Raw genomic sequence first — 17,534 nt, forward strand, 5'->3', positions numbered from 1 at the left:
ATGTGCAAGGATGCGAGGGCGGGGACCGGTGAGCCCGGGCTCCTCGCCCTCCGGTTGGGCCGGGCGGGTGCCAGGGGGACCATGGAAACACCGGTCGTCGGCGCCCGCGCGCCGTCCGCCCGCTGGAGGTGAGCACCGGCATGGCTGTGGACTCCTTTGAAGCCGGCAACGAGGAGCGGGGGGAGGGGCTGCCCCCGCCGACCGGGCTGCTGGACGTGCTGAGCGTGGCCGCGGTCGCCCTGGACACCCGCGGGCGCATCGTCTTCTGGACCCCGCAGGCCGAGGAGCTCTTCGGCTACTCCTCGCAGGAGGCCCTCGGCAGGCCCGCGGCGCCGCTGCTCGTGCACCCGGAGCATCTGCAGGCCGTGATGAGCCTGTTCGCCGAGGTCCTGGAGACCGGCCGGGGCTGGGCCGGAGCGTTCCCCGTGCGGCACAAGGACGGCAGCTGCCGGCTGACGGAGTTCCGGACCATGCGGCTGCTGGACGACCAGGGGGACGTCTACGCGCTGGGGATCGCGGCCGACCACACCCTGCTGCAGCGGGTCGAGACCGACCTCGCCCTGTGCGAGCGGCTGATCAACCAGTCCCCCATCGGTCTGGCCCTGCTCGATCCCGATCTGCGGTATCTCCTGGTCAATCCGGCGCTGGAGCGGATCGACGGACTGCGCGCCGAGGACCACATCGGCCGCCGGCTCAGGGAGACCCTGCCCTTCCCGGACGTCGACACCGTCGAGGCGGCCCTGCGCCAGGTGATCACCACGGGCACGCCGCTGCTGGACCAGTTCCACGTGGGCCGTCCTCCGGTCGATCCCGGCCGTGAGCGCGCCTGGTCGCTGTCCTTCTACCGGCTGGAGGATCCCGGCGGCCGCGTCCTGGGCGCGGCCGTCTCGGTCGTCGACGTCACCGAGCGGCACCGGGCGGCCGCCGAGGCCGACCGGGCGCGGCGGCGCCTGGCGCTCATCGCGGACGCCTCCGCGCGGGTGGGCACCGCGCTGGACGTGGAGCAGACCGCCCGTGAACTGGCGGAGATCGCGGCGCCCGCGCTGGCCGACGTGGTCGCCGTGGACGTCCTCGACTCGGCCCTGTCCTGCCGCCCTGTGCGCCGGCTGGACAACGGCCCCGAGATCTTCCGCGCCCTCGCCCTGAAGGCGGCCCACCCCACGGTGGCCGTGCGCGCCGCCGACTCCCCCGGCGACGTCGCCCGCTACGAGGGCGACCGGCTGGTGACGCTGTGCGTCCACACCGGGCGGCCGGTTCTGCTCCAGCATGTCGGGCCGCACGATCTGCCGCGCATCGCCCGGGACGCCGAGGCCGGCGCCCTGCTCGCCGAGGCCGGTGTCCACTCGTACCTCGCCGTGCCGCTGAGCGCCCACGGCGAGGTACTGGGCGCGCTCGACCTGAAACGGACCCGCAATCCGGAGCCGTTCGACGAGGACGACGTGGTCCTCGCCACCGAACTCGCCGGCCGGGCCGCGGTGGCCATCGACAACGCCCGCTGGTTCCAGAGCGTGCGCAACACCGCCCTGACCCTGCAGCGCAGTCTGCTGCCCGACCACTCCCCGCACCACACGGGCCTGGAGCTCGCCTCCCGCTACCAGCCGGCGCAGGCCACGAGCGAGGTCGGCGGCGACTGGTACGACGTCATTCCGCTGGACCAGGAGAAGACGGCCCTGGTGGTGGGCGACGTCATGGGCAACGGCATCGACGCGGCCGCCACCATGGGCCGGCTGCGCACCGCGACCTGCGCCTACGCCGACCTCGACCTCGCCCCCGGCGCGGTGCTCCAGCACCTGGACCGGATCACGTGCGATCTGGAGCACTACATCGTCACCTGCCTGTACGCGGTGTACGACCCCGCCACCGGGCAGGCCTGCGTCGCCAACGCCGGACACATGCCGCCGGCCCTCGCACGGCCCGGTGAGGCGCCGGCGCTCCTGGAGCTGCCGGCCGCGGCGCCGCTCGGCGTCGGCGGCGTCCGGTTCGAGACCACGACGGTCGGACTGCGCCCCGGTGACGTGCTGGTCCTCTACACCGACGGCCTCGTGGAGACCCGTCAGCACGCCATCGACGACCGGCTGAACACGCTGCTGGATCTGCTCGACGAGCCGCAGCGGCCGCTGGAGGAGACCTGCGACATGCTGCTCCACGGCCTGCGCCATCCCGACGACCACGACGACGTGGCGCTGCTCGTCGCGCGGGCTCTGTAGGCCGCGCCCGGTTGGCCGGTCCGCCCCTTCCCTGAACCGTGTCACATGGTGTTCACTCCGCCCCACCGGGCCGACACCGTCGCCCTGGCCACCCCCGACCCCCTACAGCCGAGGGCTCCCCCGATGCCGACAGCCCCTGCCTTCCTGCGCCCGGCCGTCGCGGTCGCGGCCTTCCTGCTCGCCGCCGGTACGACCACCGCGACCGCCGCGGTTCCGCGGCAGCCGGCTCCCTTGGCCGCTGCGCGCGCCGAGACCGCGAGCACGGCCTCCTGGTCGCCTCCCCTGTCGACCCGGGGCCGCTACATCGTCGACAGCCAGGGCAGGCGTTTCCGGCTGAAGGGCGCCAACTGGGACGGCGCACAGGGCTCTTGGACGGGCAGCGGCAGCGCCGACGACCCGGCCGAGCACCACGCCGGCCAGGACTCGCACGGCATACCGCTCGGCCTGGACCGCGTCCCGCTGGGCCGGTTGATGGACGACTTCCACCAGTTGGGGATCAACACCGTCCGGCTGCCGTTCTCCAACGAGATGGTCCACTCGACGACGCCGGTCCCGGACGGCGCCGTCGCCGCCAATCCCCAACTCAGGGGCAGGACACCTCTGGAGGTCTACGACGCCGTCGTGGAGGCGCTCAGCGACAGCGGGTTCGCCGTGATCCTCAACAACCACACCAACACCTCCCGCTGGTGCTGCGGCATCGACGGCAACGAGCGCTGGAACAGCTCGCAGTCGGCCCGGCAGTGGGCCGACGACTGGGTGTTCATGGCCCGCCGCTACGCGGACGTGCCCGGAGTCGTCGGAGCCGACCTCTACAACGAGGTCAGGCGCGACGTGTGGAACGACCCCGGCTGGGGCACGGGGGACGACCACGACTGGTACGCGGCGGCCCGGCTCGCCGCCGACCGCATCCTCACCGAGGCCGACCCGCGGCTGCTCATCGTCATCGAAGGCATCAACTGGACCGGCGTCCCCGTGGACGGACTCCCCCACGGCCGGCCCGTGCTCACCCCCGCCCGCACCCTGTCCCACGCCCTCGTCGACGCCCGCAAGCTGGTCTACTCGGCGCACTTCTACGGCTACACGGGCCCTCACCACAGCGGCGCGACCGGCATCGGGGAGACCCACGACCCCCGCTACCAGGACCTCGGCCGCGACGACCTGTACGCGGCGCTCCAGGACGAGGCCTTCTTCGTCGAGGAGACGGGCCGGCACTACACCGCGCCGGTCTGGGTGAGCGAGTTCGGCGTGGGCGCCGGCGAGACGGGCCCGGCCGCCCGCGCCTGGTTCGGGAACATCACCGACTACTTCGCCGACCGCGACGTCGACTTCGCCTTCTGGCCGCTGGTCGGATTCGCGGGCCACGACGACTGGGCGCTGCTCCAGTACGACGCGTCGGGGCGGCGATCCGGCATCCTCGACGGCGGCGACTGGCGCGGGCCGGCGTGGCAGCACCTGACGACGGCGCCGAGCGCGACCGGGCCGGTGGCGGCCGTCCCCCTGTGGCGGATGCTGTCCGTCGACCACGGGGACGCCGTGGAGTCGGTGCGCGTGCGGGCCGCGGGCGACTGGGATCCCGGCGCGTACAAGGCCGCCTGCCCGGACGGGCTGCGGCTCGCCGGTCTCGGTCACACCAGCGGCCGCGGACTGTGCACCGACAGCACCGCCGCCGGTCCGGACGATCTGCGGGCGGCCTCCGGCGGCCAGACGGTCGTCACCGACGAGCGTTATGTCCCGGCAGGCGGCGACTGGGCGTCCGGGTACACCAAACTGCAGTGCCCCGAGGGCGGTTTCCTCATGGGGTACAGCCTGCGCGGGGAGCGGGTGTCGGCGGCCCTGTGCGTGCCCGCCCGCAACCCGCTGGCGGGAGCGGGCCGTACGGTGTGGTTCGACCGGTCCGACAGGCGTCCCGCCGGCGCGGCGGGCGGCGACTTCGCGTACGGCGACTACAAGGGGCAGTGCGCCGACGACGAGTACGCCGCCGGGATCGCCTTCACCACGCGGGTGGGCAGCCGGCCGGGTCCCGCCGCCCTACTGTGCCGCCGGCTCCCCTGAGGGGGTCGCGGGCGGGCGGCCGGCGGCCCCGCTGACCAGCAGCAGGAGGGCGTCGGCCAGGTCCTCGGCGGGGCTGCCCGTGGCCAGCCGCCGCAGCTGCAGGCCCATCACGAGGGCGACCGTGGTGGCGGCCAGGCGCTCGGCGTCCGGGACGCCGAGCGCGCCGAGGATGCGGGCGGCGAGCAGGTCGTAGGCCCGGAACGCCTCGGCCGCCGCCTCCCGCAGCCGCGCGTCGCGCCCGGCGTGGAGGTACAGCTCGAAGGGCGCCAGGTGTGCGCTGTCCAGCGCCGTGCCGCAGGCCACCTGGCCGGCCAGGGACGCCGCGTCCTCGACGGCCAGACCCTCCGTCTGGCACTGCTCGGCCAGTTCGGTGAAGTGCCGTGCCTCCTCGCGGACGAAGTGCAGCAGGCTCTCCCGCAGCAGGTCGTGCTGGGTCTCGAAGTGGTAGGTGACCGAGCCGAGGGACACGCCCGCCTCCTTGGCGATGCGCCGGTTCGTGACCGCGGCGACGCCGTCCTCGCCGATGATCCGCAGGACGGCGGTGATGATGCGCTGGCGCGTCGGGGCGGCGTGGGCGGCGTGCGGCATGCGTGCATTCTTCCATCACCCGGGGCTGCGGCCGGTGGACAGGGCAGCTCGCCCCTCTCTATCGTTCGTTCGAACGAACAGTTACTGGAGGTAGTCGTGCGCATTGCCGGATCGACCGTTCTGCTCACCGGCGTCACCGGCGGCATCGGTGGCGCCCTCGCCGCCGAGCTGTCCGCTCGTGGCGCCCGTCTCGTGCTCACCGGCCGGCGGGCCGACGCGCTCGGCCCCCTCGCCGAGCGCTACGGCGCCCGTGCGATCCCCGCCGATCTGGCCGACCCCGACGACGTGCGGCGGCTGGCCGAGGAGGCGGCCGGCACGGACATCCTGATCGCCAACGCGGCCCTGCCCTCCAGCGGCGACGTGCTCGACTACACGCCGGAGCAGATGGACCGGGCGCTGGCGGTGAACCTGCGGGCCCCGGCCGTGCTCGCCCGGCTGCTCGCTCCCGGCATGGTGGCCGCCGGGCGCGGGCACGTCTGCTTCGTCGGATCGCTGTCCGGTATCGCCGCCACCAGGTCGTCGGCCCTGTACAACGCGACGAAGTTCGGGCTGCGCGGCTTCTCCCTGGCCTTCCGCCAGGATCTGCACGGCACGGGCGTCGGCGTCTCGATCGTCCAGCCCGGTTTCGTGCGCGACCTGGGCATGTTCGCGAAGACCGGCTCGTCGACCCCCGGCGGGGTCCGCACCGTCTCACCGCAGCAGGTGTGCAAGGGCGTGACCCGGGCGATCGAGCGCGATCTCGCCGAGGTCAACGTGGCCCCGCCGGAGCTGCGGTTCCTCACGAAGGTCGCGTCGCAGTTCCCGGGGTTCGCCGAGCGCGTGCAGCGACTGGCGCGGGTCGAGCCCGCCATGGACACGATCGTGGCCGCGCAGCGCGAGAGCCGCTGAGGCGCCGCCGCCGGACGGTGCCCCGCCCGCTCCCGCCGCCCCCGCGCCGTCGGACCCTGCTCAGCGCTGGCTCGCGGGGCTCGCGGGCAGCGGGGGCCGGCTGCCCCGGCACGCGTAGACGATCTCCACGGCTCCGCCGGGCAGGGCGCGCTCGCCGGCGAAGGCGAGCCCGAGGGACGGGTCGATCGCGGGCGTCAGCCGCATGCCGCCGCCGAACAGCAGCGGCACGACGACCAGTTCCAGCGTGTCCAGGGCGCCGAGGGCGTGGAAGGCCTGGACGGTGCGCGGTCCTCCGACGAGGTGCACGTCGCCTCCCCGATTGGCGGCGCGGATCTTCTCCAGCAGCCGCTCCGGATCGCTGTCGGTGACGACGTGGTCGGGGGTACCGGCCGGGCGACGCGAGGCGAGCACGAACACGTCGAGGTCCGGCCAGGGCCAGCGGTCGTTCGTCAGCGCGGGCTCGAACGTGGTCCGGCCCATGACCGCCGCCTCGCAGCCGGCGAGGAACTCCCGGATCCCGTGACTCTCACCGGAGACGAAAGCGGGGTCGGCCGTATGGGCGGGCCACCCGGTCGGCGTGGTGACATAGCCGTCGACGCTCACGGCCAGGCGGGTTCGGATCTTCATGGTCGGCTCCCGTTCACGTTCGTCCTTGCGGCACCGGTCGTGCCTCCGTCCAAGCGTCGAACGGGACGCGCGCGCTTCGACACACCGCCGGGACAAACCTGCGCCTTCCGCGTGAAGAGCTCGTGCCCCGGCCCACGTGGGGGTCAGCCCTCTCCGGGCAGGGGGTTGTCCTTCACGAACCGGCGGATCTCCTCCGTGAGCGCCGCCGGGTTGTCCAGCTGGACCAGGGTGCGGGCGCCGGGGATCTCCACGTAGCGGGCGTTCGGCAGCAGTCCGGCCAGGCGGCGGCCCGTCTCGGGCGGCATCATGCGGTCCTCGGCGCCCCAGGCGACCAGGGCGGGCCGGGTGAACCCCGGCAGCTTGCGGGCCGCTTCCAGGTAGCAGTCCTTCCGGGTCGCGCGCAGGAACTTCACGAAGTCACGGCGGACGAGACGGTCCGTCAGGAGCGGGTCGTACCAGCGGGCGATGAGGTCCTTCGGGAGCCGCTTCTTCGCCATGCCGCCGAGCGAGGTCCGCATACGGGCGAGGAAGGGGAAGCGGAAGGACTGCAGGAGGAGGAAGATGCCGCCGGGGACCTTGCAGGCCGCGTACAGGATCCGGCCCTGGATGCCGGGCGGGTAGTTGTCCAGGGCCTCGCAGGAGGTCAGGACGAGCCGGGCGATGCGTTCGTCCCGTACGCCGACGAGGAGTTGGGCCGTTCCGGTGTCGTTCTGGACGAGGGTGACGTCGCGCAGGTCCAGGCGTTCCATGAACTCGGCCAGCAGGCGGGCGACGCCGTGCGGGGAGAGGTCCGCGTCGGGACGCATGGGGCGCCGGTGGCTGCCGAGGGGCAGGACGGGGACCAGGACGCGGAAGCCGGGACGCAGGGCGGTGAGGACGTCGGTCCACACCGACTCGTCGAAGCCGAGGCCGTGGACGAGCACCACGGCGGGGCCGTCGCCTCCGGTGTCCTGGTAGTCGATGGTTCCCGCGCTCAGCTCGATCTCCGGCATGCCCGCGCCTCCGCTCCGGTCGGCCGCCTCGCGTCTCTTGATAGATCGTTCTAGTGACAGAATAGGCGCCGACACGCTCGGGCGACAGCGGCTTACCGGAGGTGCCACCGTGAGCGACGGCAGGACTGTCAGCACCCACGAGACCCGGCGGCGGATCCTGCAGGCCGGGACCGAGTTGTTCCGGCGCTCGGGCTACACGGGCACCGGGATGAAGCAGATCGCCGAGGCCGCGGGTGCGCCGTTCGGCTCGATCTACCACTTCTTTCCCGGCGGCAAGGCCCAGCTGGGCGAGGAGGTGATCCGTACCTCCGGGGCCGGCTACCTGGACCTGATCACCACGCTGATGGCGCCGTACGAGGACCGGGTGGCGGCCACCGCCGACGCCTTCGCCGCCGCGGCCGGCACACTCGCCGAGCTGGACTTCGCCGACCCCTGTCCCATCGCGACGGTCGCCATGGAGGTGGCGAGCACCAACGAGACGCTGCGGCAGGCCACTTCGGAGGTGTTCGACAGCTGGATCGGCCGCCTCGCCGCCTATTACGCCGACGGCGGCATCCCCGGACCCGCCGCCCGGGAGACGGCGAGTTCGGTCATCGCCCTGCTGGAGGGCGCCTTCATGCTGGGCCGGGCCGCGCGCAGCGCCGAACCGGTGCGGGCGGCGGGTACGGCGGCCGCGGCGATCGTACGGGCGGCGCTGGCCGGGGCCTGAACCGCGGTGGCCGTCAGGCCCGCCGCCGCGCCCGGTACAGGTCGCGGAGCAGGGCGATCTCCGCTCCGTGGTGCAGCACTTCCTCGTTCACCCACCACACGATGCCGAGGAAGGGCTCCTCCGCGTCGCTGCCGTAGGGGTAGGTGCAGTACCCGACCGTGTCGAGCGCGGAGTCGTCGGCGCTCAGCAGTGCCCGCCGCCAGGCGGCGGCGCCGTGCTCGAAAGCGGCGCCGCGGCGGCGTCCCCGCTGACGGGGTGGTTCTCCCGGGTCGCCGAGCGGCTGCCGGCGGTGTGGCCGGCGCGCATGGCGACCATCTCGGTGAGGTGGCTCAGCCGCCAGGCGAGGGTCGTGACCGGCGGCGGCCAGGGGTGCGGATACGGCGCCGCGTCCCGCCCCCACGGGCCCGCGCCGGCCAGGAAGGCCGCCCGCGGTCCCGGCCCGTCGGCGCGGGGCCTGACCGTCCAGCACCCGGGCACCGGTTCCCAGAGGTACTCGTCGTCGGTGAGGGGCTCCACCTTGGTGTCCGCGCCGTCGCCGCTGTCCATGAAGGGCCCGGCCAGCCGGCGAAGGAGCCGTTCCGAGGCGAAGTCGAACTGGTCCAGCAGGGGGCGGAGCCGGGGCGGTGTCGTCGTCATCGAGGGCTCCTGGCTGGAGGTACCGGCCGCCGGTCCGGGGCGGACTGCTGCCGACGCGCAGCCTGCCACAGCCGCCCCGCGAGGCGCGTCCCGTTTTTCACCCTGCGGCCCGGCGCCGGAGGTTCCCTTCAGGGGTCAGCGGCGTGCCGCGTACCGGTCGGTGGCGGCGACCAGCGCCTGCGCCATCCCGGGCGCCCCGGTGGTGTGGCCGGTGTCGTCCACGATCACCAACTCCGTTGCCCCAGTAGTGCGTGACCGTGCGGGCGAAGCCCATGCGGAGGGCGTTGCCGGTCCACGCGCAGCCCAGCACGGACAGGGCGCAGCGGCGCCGCCGTCGCGGGCCAGGAACGCCAGCAGGCCGGAGACCAGCTCCAGGGGCACGACGAACACCAGGACGAACAGCATCACCGGCCGGTTCTGCGCCGCGGGCACCCACTGCAGCTGCGCGGCGGTGAGCAGGACACCGCCGGTGGGCGGCATCGGGAGCACCCCGTCCTCGGGGCTGGCCGGTCCGTCGGTCGTACGACACGGGGTCCCCCGTTCTCCGCGGTGTCCTCCGCCCCCTGCGCGCCGTTGGGCTCCACGGCATCTGTCGCGAGGACGCCCCGGAATTGTCCGTGATCGGTAACAGCCGGATCCCGCGATCAACCCCGGCCGTCCTGACAGGTGCACGGAACGGGTGCACAACAGCACAGGGACACGGCAGGAAACGGGGCGGGGCATGGCGCGTCACACGGGACGGGGCTGGTACGGCAGGATGGTCGCGGCGGCGGTCGGGGTCACCGCGGTGGCGGCCGCCACCTCGGTGTGGACGGCGCAGGCGGGCCAGCCGGGCGGCGGCACGTCCCGGCCGGGCGCCGCGGCCCGGCACACCGCGCCGGCGGCGGCGCCGGTGTCCGCCGAGATCGTCCACGCCTCGGACGGCGGCGCGCACGCGGTCAACATCACCATCGACGACGGCCCGGACCCGGTGTGGACCCCGCAGGTGCTCCAAGTGCTGCGGGAGAACGGCGTGAAGGCGACGTTCTGCATGATCGGCCCGCAGGCCGCGGCGCATCCGGAACTGGTCCGCCAGGTGGTGGCCGCCGGGCACCGGCTGTGCGACCACACGGTGTCGCACGACACCACGATGGACAAGAAGCCCGAGGCCTACCAGTCGCAGGAGATCCTTCAGGCGGAGCGCCAGATCACGCAGGCGTCGGGTGGCGTACGACCGATGTACTACCGTGCGCCGGGCGGCGCGTTCACCCCGTACAGCCGGCACCTGGCGGCCTCCCACGGGATGCGCCCGCTCGGCTGGAACGTGGACTCCAAGGACTTCGAGCGGCCGGGCGCCGCCGCCATCGTCGGCACCGTCAAGACCGAGCTGGCCAACGGGCCGACCGTACTGTTCCACGACGCGGGTGGCGACCGCTCGCAGACCGTCTCCGCGCTGCGCACCCTGCTGCCGTGGCTGAAGCAGCAGGGGTACGCGTTCGGCTTCCCGGTGCGCTGAACGGCCCGGCCAAGGGGGTCTTCGGCCGCGCGGGGCCACAGCGGCGCACCGGTCCGCGAGCCGTCTTCTTCGCCGCGGCCCGGCGGTGTCCGGCCACGAGCCGGTGAACCCCGGGGGAAATCTTGGTCACCGAAGTCCCGGAACGACTGTTCGGATCCGGAGGGATGCCTACCATAAGGCCGCTGCGTACGACGTCGTCCCGGAAAGGCTCGCCATGCCGTTGCCTCGCCTCGGCACGCGGTCCGTTCGTCTCCGGACGGCCCCCGCCGTGTTCGTCGTCCTCGCCGTGACCCTCGCGGGCACGCTGCTGGCGTTCTCCCTCGGCGGGACACGGCCCGGACGGGCCGCCGGGCACTCCTCCGGGCACATCGTCGTCGACGTGTCGGAGAGCCGCTGCGGCCGCGGCTGGACCCGGTCCGCGCCCGGGGTGCACACCTTCGACCTGCACAACACCTCCGACGCCGCCGCCGAGGTGTACCTGGAGGATCCCGGCAGCCAGACGGTGTACGGCGAGGTGGAGGGCGTCGGCCCGGGTACGACACGCCAGTTGACGGTACGCCTCGGCGAGGGCGCGTACGCCTTCGAGTGCGTGCCGGACGACGCCGACGCCGTCACCGGGCCGACCGTGCACATCGCCGGCGGGCAGCGCGGACCGGGCGCCGCGCCGGTCTCGGAGCACGATCTGATCCCGCCCGCCCTCGCCTACCAGAAGTGGGTCGGCGGGGGACTCGACGAGGCCGTCCGGCTGACGACGAGACTCCGGGACGCGATCGACCGGGGCGATCTGGCCGCCGCCCGGTCGGCCTGGCTGCCCGCGCACCTGGAGTACGAGCGGCTGGGCGCGGCGTACGACGCCTTCGGCGACGCCGACGCGGCGATCAACGGCACCGACGCCGGCCTGCCCGGCGGGGTGCACGACAAGGACTTCGCCGGCTTCCACCGCGTCGAGTACGGGCTGTGGCACGGTGAGTCGGCCGCCGGGCTGCGCGCCCCGGCGGCGGCGCTGGTGAAGGCCCTGACCGGGCTGCGCGGCACCTGGTCGCAGGCCCGCATGGACCCCGCCCAGCTGGGGCTGCGCGCGCACGAGATCCTGGAGAACACCGTGCAGTTCGAGCTGACCGGCCGCACCGACTACGGCAGCGGCAGCAACCTCGCCACCGCCCGCGCCAATCTGGACGGCACCCGCGAGGTGCTGTCCCGGATCGAGCCGCTGCTGAAAACCCGTTACGCCGGCCTGCCCGGACTCCGCCGGGAGCTCGACCGCGCCCAGCACACCCTCGACGGGTTCCGCCACCAAGGGTCCTGGACCCCGCTGGACCGTCTCGGCCGCGCACAGCGGGAGGACGTGAACGCCGTGTTCGGCGACCTGGTGGAGCGGCTGGCGTCGGTGGCGACCCTGTGCGACCCGCGGAGGACCGTGTGAGCGGCATCGACCGAGCCGAGACGACGGACGGACCCGGCACGGGCCGTCCCCAGGCACCCCGCAGGCCCGGCACCGACCCGCACGAAGGACTGGACAGGACCGGCACGGTCCGCCCAGAGGCACCGGAAAGGCCCGGCACCGACCGGCACCAGGCACCCCACCGGCACGAGGCACCCCACCGGCCCGGCACCGGCCGTCCCGAGACACCGGAAAGGCCCGGCACCGACCGGCACCAGGCACCCCACCGCCCCGAGGCACCCAGCAGGCCCAGCACCGACCGCCCCGAGACACCGAACAGGCCCGGCACCGACCGCGCACAAGCACCCGCACCCGACCGGCCCGGCGCCGGTCGTCCCGATGGGCGGGGCCGCCTCGCTCTCGAGCGGGCCGGCGGGCTGGCGCGGCGTGGCTTCCTGCGCGGGGCCGCGCTGGCGGGGGCGGGCCTCGCCACGAGCGCCGCGGCCCCGGGCAGCAGTACGGTGGACGCCGCTGCCCCGATCGCCCCCTTCCACGGTGTCCATCAGGCCTCCGCGATCGCCGCACCCCGCCGCAGCTGCGTGTTCGTCGCGCTCGACGTGACCGCCGGGAGCCGCGCCGAACTGGCCGGCCTGCTGCGCACGCTCACCGACCGGGCCCGCTTCCTCACCTCGGGCGGGACGCCTTCGCCGGTCGGCATCACCGGTCCGCCCGCCGACTCGGGCGTCCTCGGCGACCGGCTGCCGTCCGGCCAACTGGCCGTCACCGTCGGCGTGGGCGCCTCGTTGTTCGACGACCGGTTCGGGCTGGCCCCGCTCCGGCCGCGGCGGCTGACCGCGATGCCCGAGTTCCCCGACGACGACCTGAAGCCCGACTGGTGCCACGGCGACCTCAGCCTCCAACTGCACGCGGACGAACCGGACACCACTCTGCACGCGCTGCGTGACATCGCCCGGCACACCCGGGGCGCAGCGCAGGTCCGCTGGCGGATGGACGGATTCTCCAGCCCGCCCCGGCCGTCCGGGACCCCGCGCAATCTGATGGGGTTCAAGGACGGCACCGCGAACCCGGACACCGGCAGCGCCCGCGAGATGAACCGCCTGGTGTGGGTGGGCAGGGGCATGGGCGAGCCGGAGTGGGCGGCCGGCGGCAGCTACCAGGTCGTACGGCTGATCCGGATGCTGGTGGAGTTCTGGGACCGGGTCTCGCTCAGCGAGCAGGAGCGGATGTTCGGCCGCGCCCGCTCCTCCGGCGCTCCCCTGGACGGCGACCACGAGTACGACACGCCGAAGTACGCCGACGACCCCAAGGGTGACGTCATCCCGCTGGACGCGCACATCCGGCTCGCCAACCCCCGCACCCCCGCCACCGACGACCAGCGCCTGCTGCGCCGCGCCTACAACTACGACCGGGGCATGGACGCCAACGGCAACCTCGACATGGGCCTGCTGTTCTGCTGCTACCAGCAGGACGTGAAGCGGCAGTTCGAGGCCGTGCAGCACCGGCTGAAGGGTGAGCCGCTGACGGACTACATCAGCCCGTTCGGCGGCGGCTACTTCTTCGCGCTGCCCGGCGTGCGGGACGCTCACGACTGGTACGGGCGCGCCCTGTTCGGCTGAACCTGTCCGGACAACTCGGCCGCCGAACGGGTCAACACACAGTCAAGTTTTGCCCTGGTATCCCTGACTCGGTGTTCACCCGCACGCCATGATGGCTCCGCCGGCACGCCCAGCAACGGGCGCAGCATCCCTGCTCGTACGACGCACAGACGTTCTGTCCGGAGGGGTAACCACCATGGCCAGCAGAGGAAGACGAGCCGCTATGCGGAGCCTGGGAGCGCTCGCGGGAGCCGCGGCGCTCACCGTGCTCGGCAGCAACGCGCCCGGCTGGGCGGCGGCGCCGGCCGCGGCACAGGGCGGGCACTCCTCGACCGCGACACCGATCAAGCACGTCGTCGTGCTCTTCGACGAGAACATCTCCTTCGACCACTACTTCGCCACGTACCCGAAGGCCGCCAACACCGACGGCACGAAGTTCACCGCGTCGAAGAACACCCCGAAGGACATCGACACCCTCGCGCACGCCGGGCTGCTGAAGAAGAACCCGAACCAGTACGCGCCGAAGCGGCTGTCCCCGTCCCAGGCGATGACCTGCGACCAGAACCACTCCTACGGCCCGGAGCAGTACGCCTACGACGGCGGCAAGGCCGACCAGTTCGTGCAGAACACCGAGGTCGACAAGTGCAGCGGCGGCCTGTTCGGCGAGCCCGGCCTGGTGATGGACTACTACGACGGCAACACCGTCACCGCGCTGTGGAACTACGCCCAGCACTACTCCCTGTCCGACCGCTCCTTCAGCTCGGTCTACGGCCCCTCGACGCCGGGCGCGCTGAACCTGGTCTCCGGCAACACGCACGGCGTGATCTCCGTGGACCCGTCCACCGGCACGGAGAACCCCAAGCAGACGTCCACCCCGGACGCCTACGCGGTCAAGTCCCCGGACGCCAAGGGCGTGGGCACGGTCATCAACGACCCGGACCCCGCCTTCGACGACTGCTCGAACAAGGACCACACCAGCAGCAACGCGCTCGCCGCGATGCAGGGCAGGAACATCGGTGACCTGCTCAACGCCAGGAAGGTGACGTGGGGCTGGTTCCAGGGCGGCTTCCGTCCCTCGGCCGCGTGGAACGGCACGTCCGGCTCCTACGCCAAGTGCGACACCGCGCACACCAACCTGGGCGGCGCGTCCGTGGTGGACTACAGCCCGCACCACAACCCGTTCGCGTACTACAAGTCGACGGCGAACCCGCACCACCTGGCGCCGAAGAGCGTCTCGGAGATCGGCCACAACGGCCGGGCCAACCACAACTACGACCTGACCGACTTCTCCGCCGCGCTGAAGGCGGGCAAGCTGCCGGCGGTCAGCTTCCTGAAGGCCGGTGAGTACCAGGACGGCCACGCCGGCTACTCCGACCCGGTCGACGAGCAGCACTTCCTGGTGAACGAGATCAACGCGATCCAGAGCTCGCCGCAGTGGAAGTCCACCGCGATCGTGGTCGCCTACGACGACTCCGACGGCTGGTACGACCACGCCTACGTCGCCCCGAGGAACGGCTCGACGGACACCTCCCTCGGCTCCAACGGCAAGCCCACCGACAGCCCGGCCTGCCAGAAGGGCCCGAAGGCGGCCGGTGGTTACGCCGACCGCTGCGGCCCCGGCACCCGCCAGCCGCTGCTGGTCATCTCGCCGTACAGCAAGGTCAACAAGGTCGACCACACCCTGACGGACCAGGCGTCCATCACCCGGTTCATCGAGGACAACTGGAGGACCGGCCGCATCGGCGACCACTCCTTCGACGCCACCGCCGGTTCCCTTGCGGGCATGTTCGACTTCCGGCACCCGAACGGCAAGCAGGTGCTGCTGAACGCCGACGGCTCCGTCCGGCACGTCGGCCCGATCCGGCACGTCGCCCCGGTCTCCACCAGCATCGCCCCGGGCCCGGCGATGCAGACCACGGCCGCGGCGACGGACGCCTCCGGCTTCCCCACCCTGCCGGTCGGCCTCGGCGTGGGCGCCCTGCTGGCGGCGGGCGCGACCGGCACGTACCTGACCCTGCGCCGCAAGCAGCAGGCCTGATCCCGCGGTCGCACACCCACTGGCGCGCCCCCGGTCGTCGACCGGGGGCGCGTTCGTCCGCCCGCACGGCGCTTCCGGGGCGTGACCTGCGGGGAAATCGGGGTGACCGGCTCTGCGCCGGGATGATGGGATGGCACCGTGCAACAGGAGTTCTCCATCGTCGTGGACCGGAGCAATTACCAGTACGCCCCGACTCCGTGGGAGCAGGAGGCGTGGCGGGCCTCGGCCCTGGAGTGGGTGAGGGAGCGGCTCGCCTCCCACGGGCTGCGGGCGGGCGGGGAGTTGAGGGTGCGGCTGCGGCCGTGGTCGGTGCTGGTGCGGGTGCCCGTGGCGGGGCGGGGCGCCGTCTGGTTCAAGGCGAATCCGCCGGCCAGCGCCTTCGAGGGCCCGCTCACCGCGGCGCTGGCCCGCTGGGTGCCGGAGCACGTGCTGCGGCCGCTGGCCGTCGACGCCGAGCGTGCGTGGGTGCTGCTGCCCGACGGAGGAGAGCTGTTCCGGGACGTGCTCGCCCGGGCGCCGGTCGAGCCGCGGACCTGGGAGGAGCTGCTGCGCCGGTACGCGGGCATGCAGCGGGCCCTGACTCCGCGTGCGCGCGAGATCGAGGGGCTGGGGGTGCCCGCCGCCCGGACCCCGGACCTGCCCGAGGCCTTCGACCGGCTGCTCGCGACAGGCGGCGCGCTGCCCCCGGAGGCACGCGCCCGGCTGGAGGCGCTGCGGCCCCGCCTCGCCGACTGGTGCGCCGAACTCGCCTCGCTCGGCGTGGAGGACACCCTCGACCACGCCGACCTGCACGACGGCCAGCTGTTCCATCCGGCGCCGGACCGGTTCGTCTTCTTCGACTGGGGCGACGCGGCGGTGTCGCACCCGTTCTGCAGCCTGCGCATCCCCGCCGGCAAGGCATGCGCCCGGTACGGCCCGCAGGTCCTCGCCCGCCTCCTCGACGCCTACCTGGAGCCGTGGACGGGCGACGGGCGCACGCCTGCGGAGCTGCGGCGCGGTGCGCGACTCGCCTGGCGTCTGAGCGTCCTCGGCCGCGCCGCGTCCTGGGGCCGCACGTTCCCGGACGCGTCGGGCACCAGCCCGGGCGCCGAGCAGAGCGCCGCGTCCCTGCTGGAGATCCTCGACGGCCCGCCGTTCTGAGGCCCCCGGGCCGTACTGCCGTACCGAAGGCGCCCTGCGCGCGGCGGCCGCCCGCCCTGTGCCGTACGGCGGACACTGGGCGGTATGACTCGCACCCGCGCGCCGTCCGCTCCCCCGCCCGGCCGCCGCGCCGTCCTGGCCGGCCTTGCCGGTGTCGCGCTCGGTGCGGCGGGCTGTTCCGGCGGCACGGGTCCGGACGCACGGCCGTCCCGAGGTGCCGCGTCTCCCACCGGGTCGCCGTCGCCGTCCCCCGCGCTGCCCCGCACCACGCCCTGGCGGCCCACGTCCGCCGAGGTGCAGCCGGCGGCGAAACTGCGGGCCGTTCAGGTGGTGGAGGCGATCGGCGCCTGGCCCGAGGGGCGCGGCGGCACGGCGGCGGCGCGGGCGAGAGTCGCCGCGCTGGGGCAGCCGGCGGGGCTCGTCGGGCAGGCCGGGCCGCTGCTGCCGGCGGCGGATCAGGCGGCGCTGCAGGTCGTGGACGCGCAGTACGGCGGGATCCTGTCCCGGTCGGCCAGCGTGCTGGTGGTGTGCCGGCAGTGGACCCGGCACGGCGGCAGGGTCGGCGCCGGCGGGACGACGGTCGACGTACGGCTGTCCCGGTCGGGGTCCGGCTGGACGGTCGACGCCCTGCGTCCGGCGCACCCCGGCCCGGCCGCCCGGTCGCTCGCGCCGGACGTCCGCAGCGTGCTGTCCGACGACCGGATCGCGCTGCCGCCCGCCGCCCTGGCGGATCTGCGCAGCGGGCAGGTGCACACCAGCGTGGCGAAGGCGATGCTGGCGCTGGCGCGGAGGTACCGGCTGGACGTGAGCGTCGTCCGCTCCGGGCACCCGCTGGACGTGTTCGGCACCAGCAGGCCCAGCGACCATCCGCGCGGCCGGGCCTTCGACGTGTGGCGGATCGACGGTCACGCGGTCGTCGACCCGGCGACGCCGCGCGGTCTGATCGAGCGGTTCATGCGGGACGCGGCGGCCGCGGGGTCGTACAACGTGGGCGGCCCGGTACAGATGTCGGGCGGCGGCACAGGACAGTTCTTCAGCGACGCCACCCACCACGACCACGTGCACGTCGGGTTCCGCACCTGAGGGCGCGCGCCCATCACCCGTTCGGCCCAGTCCGCCGCCGTCCCGGGAGGGCCGTGCCGGCGCGGCCTCACGGCCGGTGCCC

The 17,534-nt window shown here is 73.8% G+C and carries 14 protein-coding genes and 1 pseudogene; 10 read left to right on the top strand and 5 right to left on the bottom strand.

Annotated features, from left to right (window positions below; all coding sequences use genetic code 11):
- Positions 1-140 precede the first annotated feature (140 nt).
- Positions 141-2,207 (top strand): SpoIIE family protein phosphatase, encoded by a 2,067-nt coding sequence (locus OG956_RS02250; RefSeq protein WP_330336215.1) that lies wholly within the window; start codon positions 141-143, stop codon positions 2,205-2,207.
- A 123-nt stretch (positions 2,208-2,330) separates the two neighbouring features.
- A complete protein-coding gene (locus OG956_RS02255; RefSeq protein ID WP_330336216.1) occupies positions 2,331-4,259 on the top strand; it encodes a glycoside hydrolase family 5 protein in 1,929 nt (642 codons plus the stop codon).
- Here OG956_RS02255 and OG956_RS02260 read toward each other — a convergent pair.
- The gene (locus OG956_RS02260) at positions 4,236-4,847 is read right to left on the bottom strand and encodes a TetR/AcrR family transcriptional regulator (protein WP_330336217.1); all 612 of its coding nucleotides are present in this window, start codon (positions 4,845-4,847) and stop codon (positions 4,236-4,238) included. The genes OG956_RS02255 and OG956_RS02260 overlap by 24 nt on opposite strands.
- A 96-nt stretch (positions 4,848-4,943) precedes the next feature.
- On the opposite strand from OG956_RS02260, the gene OG956_RS02265 reads away from it, so the two are divergent.
- On the top strand, positions 4,944-5,735 hold the full coding sequence (locus OG956_RS02265; protein WP_330336218.1) for an SDR family NAD(P)-dependent oxidoreductase: 792 nt from the start codon (positions 4,944-4,946) through the stop codon (positions 5,733-5,735).
- 60 nt (positions 5,736-5,795) lie between these two features.
- On the opposite strand, the gene OG956_RS02270 is transcribed toward OG956_RS02265, so the two are convergent.
- Positions 5,796-6,362: a dihydrofolate reductase family protein gene (locus OG956_RS02270; RefSeq protein ID WP_330336219.1), complete on the bottom strand. Its 567-nt coding sequence runs from the start codon at positions 6,360-6,362 to the stop codon at positions 5,796-5,798.
- Positions 6,363-6,505: 143 nt separating this feature from the next.
- Complete coding sequence (locus tag OG956_RS02275) at positions 6,506-7,354, bottom strand: alpha/beta fold hydrolase (RefSeq protein ID WP_330336220.1); 849 nt, start codon at positions 7,352-7,354, stop codon at positions 6,506-6,508.
- A gap of 109 nt (positions 7,355-7,463) precedes the next feature.
- Between OG956_RS02275 and OG956_RS02280 the strand changes: the two genes are divergently transcribed.
- Positions 7,464-8,063, top strand: a complete 600-nt coding sequence (locus OG956_RS02280) for a TetR/AcrR family transcriptional regulator (RefSeq protein ID WP_330336221.1) — start codon at positions 7,464-7,466, stop codon at positions 8,061-8,063.
- Between the two features lie 13 nt (positions 8,064-8,076).
- On the opposite strand, the pseudogene OG956_RS02285 reads toward OG956_RS02280, so the two are convergent.
- A pseudogene (locus OG956_RS02285) lies at positions 8,077-8,699 on the bottom strand (DinB family protein).
- Between the two features lie 135 nt (positions 8,700-8,834).
- The gene (locus OG956_RS02290; protein ID WP_330336222.1) at positions 8,835-9,179 is read right to left on the bottom strand and encodes a hypothetical protein; all 345 of its coding nucleotides are present in this window, start codon (positions 9,177-9,179) and stop codon (positions 8,835-8,837) included.
- 241 nt (positions 9,180-9,420) lie between these two features.
- On the opposite strand from OG956_RS02290, the gene OG956_RS02295 reads away from it, so the two are divergent.
- The 6 genes from OG956_RS02295 (at position 9,421) to OG956_RS02320 (ending at position 17,452) form a co-directional block, all read left to right on the top strand.
- Positions 9,421-10,194, top strand: coding sequence for a polysaccharide deacetylase family protein (locus OG956_RS02295; protein ID WP_330336223.1), 774 nt, complete (start codon positions 9,421-9,423; stop codon positions 10,192-10,194).
- A gap of 214 nt (positions 10,195-10,408) precedes the next feature.
- Positions 10,409-11,617: an EfeM/EfeO family lipoprotein gene (locus OG956_RS02300; protein ID WP_330336224.1), complete on the top strand. Its 1,209-nt coding sequence runs from the start codon at positions 10,409-10,411 to the stop codon at positions 11,615-11,617.
- A gap of 395 nt (positions 11,618-12,012) precedes the next feature.
- Entirely contained in the window at positions 12,013-13,212 is a 1,200-nt protein-coding gene (gene efeB, locus OG956_RS02305) for an iron uptake transporter deferrochelatase/peroxidase subunit (RefSeq protein ID WP_330342709.1), read from the top strand.
- A 202-nt stretch (positions 13,213-13,414) separates the two neighbouring features.
- Positions 13,415-15,229 (top strand): phospholipase C, encoded by a 1,815-nt coding sequence (locus tag OG956_RS02310; protein WP_330336225.1) that lies wholly within the window; start codon positions 13,415-13,417, stop codon positions 15,227-15,229.
- 138 nt (positions 15,230-15,367) lie between these two features.
- The gene (locus OG956_RS02315; protein ID WP_330336226.1) at positions 15,368-16,369 is read left to right on the top strand and encodes an aminoglycoside phosphotransferase family protein; all 1,002 of its coding nucleotides are present in this window, start codon (positions 15,368-15,370) and stop codon (positions 16,367-16,369) included.
- Between the two features lie 84 nt (positions 16,370-16,453).
- Entirely contained in the window at positions 16,454-17,452 is a 999-nt protein-coding gene (locus OG956_RS02320; RefSeq protein WP_330336227.1) for a hypothetical protein, read from the top strand.
- The last annotated feature ends 82 nt before the right edge of the window (positions 17,453-17,534 follow it).

It is taken from the genome of Streptomyces sp. NBC_00557 (assembly GCF_036345995.1).
Classification (GTDB): Bacteria; Actinomycetota; Actinomycetes; order Streptomycetales; family Streptomycetaceae; genus Streptomyces.

Excerpts from the sequence above, each read along its gene's own strand:
- OG956_RS02250 (WP_330336215.1), top strand. The coding sequence starts at position 141 with ATGGCTGTGGACTCCTTTGAAGCCGGCAACGAGGAGCGGGGGGAGGGG.
- OG956_RS02255 (WP_330336216.1), top strand. The coding sequence starts at position 2,331 with ATGCCGACAGCCCCTGCCTTCCTGCGCCCGGCCGTCGCGGTCGCGGCC.
- OG956_RS02260 (WP_330336217.1), bottom strand. The coding sequence starts at position 4,847 with ATGCCGCACGCCGCCCACGCCGCCCCGACGCGCCAGCGCATCATCACC.
- OG956_RS02270 (WP_330336219.1), bottom strand. The coding sequence starts at position 6,362 with ATGAAGATCCGAACCCGCCTGGCCGTGAGCGTCGACGGCTATGTCACC.
- OG956_RS02275 (WP_330336220.1), bottom strand. The coding sequence starts at position 7,354 with ATGCCGGAGATCGAGCTGAGCGCGGGAACCATCGACTACCAGGACACC.
- OG956_RS02290 (WP_330336222.1), bottom strand. The coding sequence starts at position 9,179 with ATGCCGCCCACCGGCGGTGTCCTGCTCACCGCCGCGCAGCTGCAGTGG.
- OG956_RS02295 (WP_330336223.1), top strand. The coding sequence starts at position 9,421 with ATGGCGCGTCACACGGGACGGGGCTGGTACGGCAGGATGGTCGCGGCG.
- OG956_RS02300 (WP_330336224.1), top strand. The coding sequence starts at position 10,409 with ATGCCGTTGCCTCGCCTCGGCACGCGGTCCGTTCGTCTCCGGACGGCC.
- OG956_RS02310 (WP_330336225.1), top strand. The coding sequence starts at position 13,415 with ATGCGGAGCCTGGGAGCGCTCGCGGGAGCCGCGGCGCTCACCGTGCTC.
- OG956_RS02320 (WP_330336227.1), top strand. The coding sequence starts at position 16,454 with ATGACTCGCACCCGCGCGCCGTCCGCTCCCCCGCCCGGCCGCCGCGCC.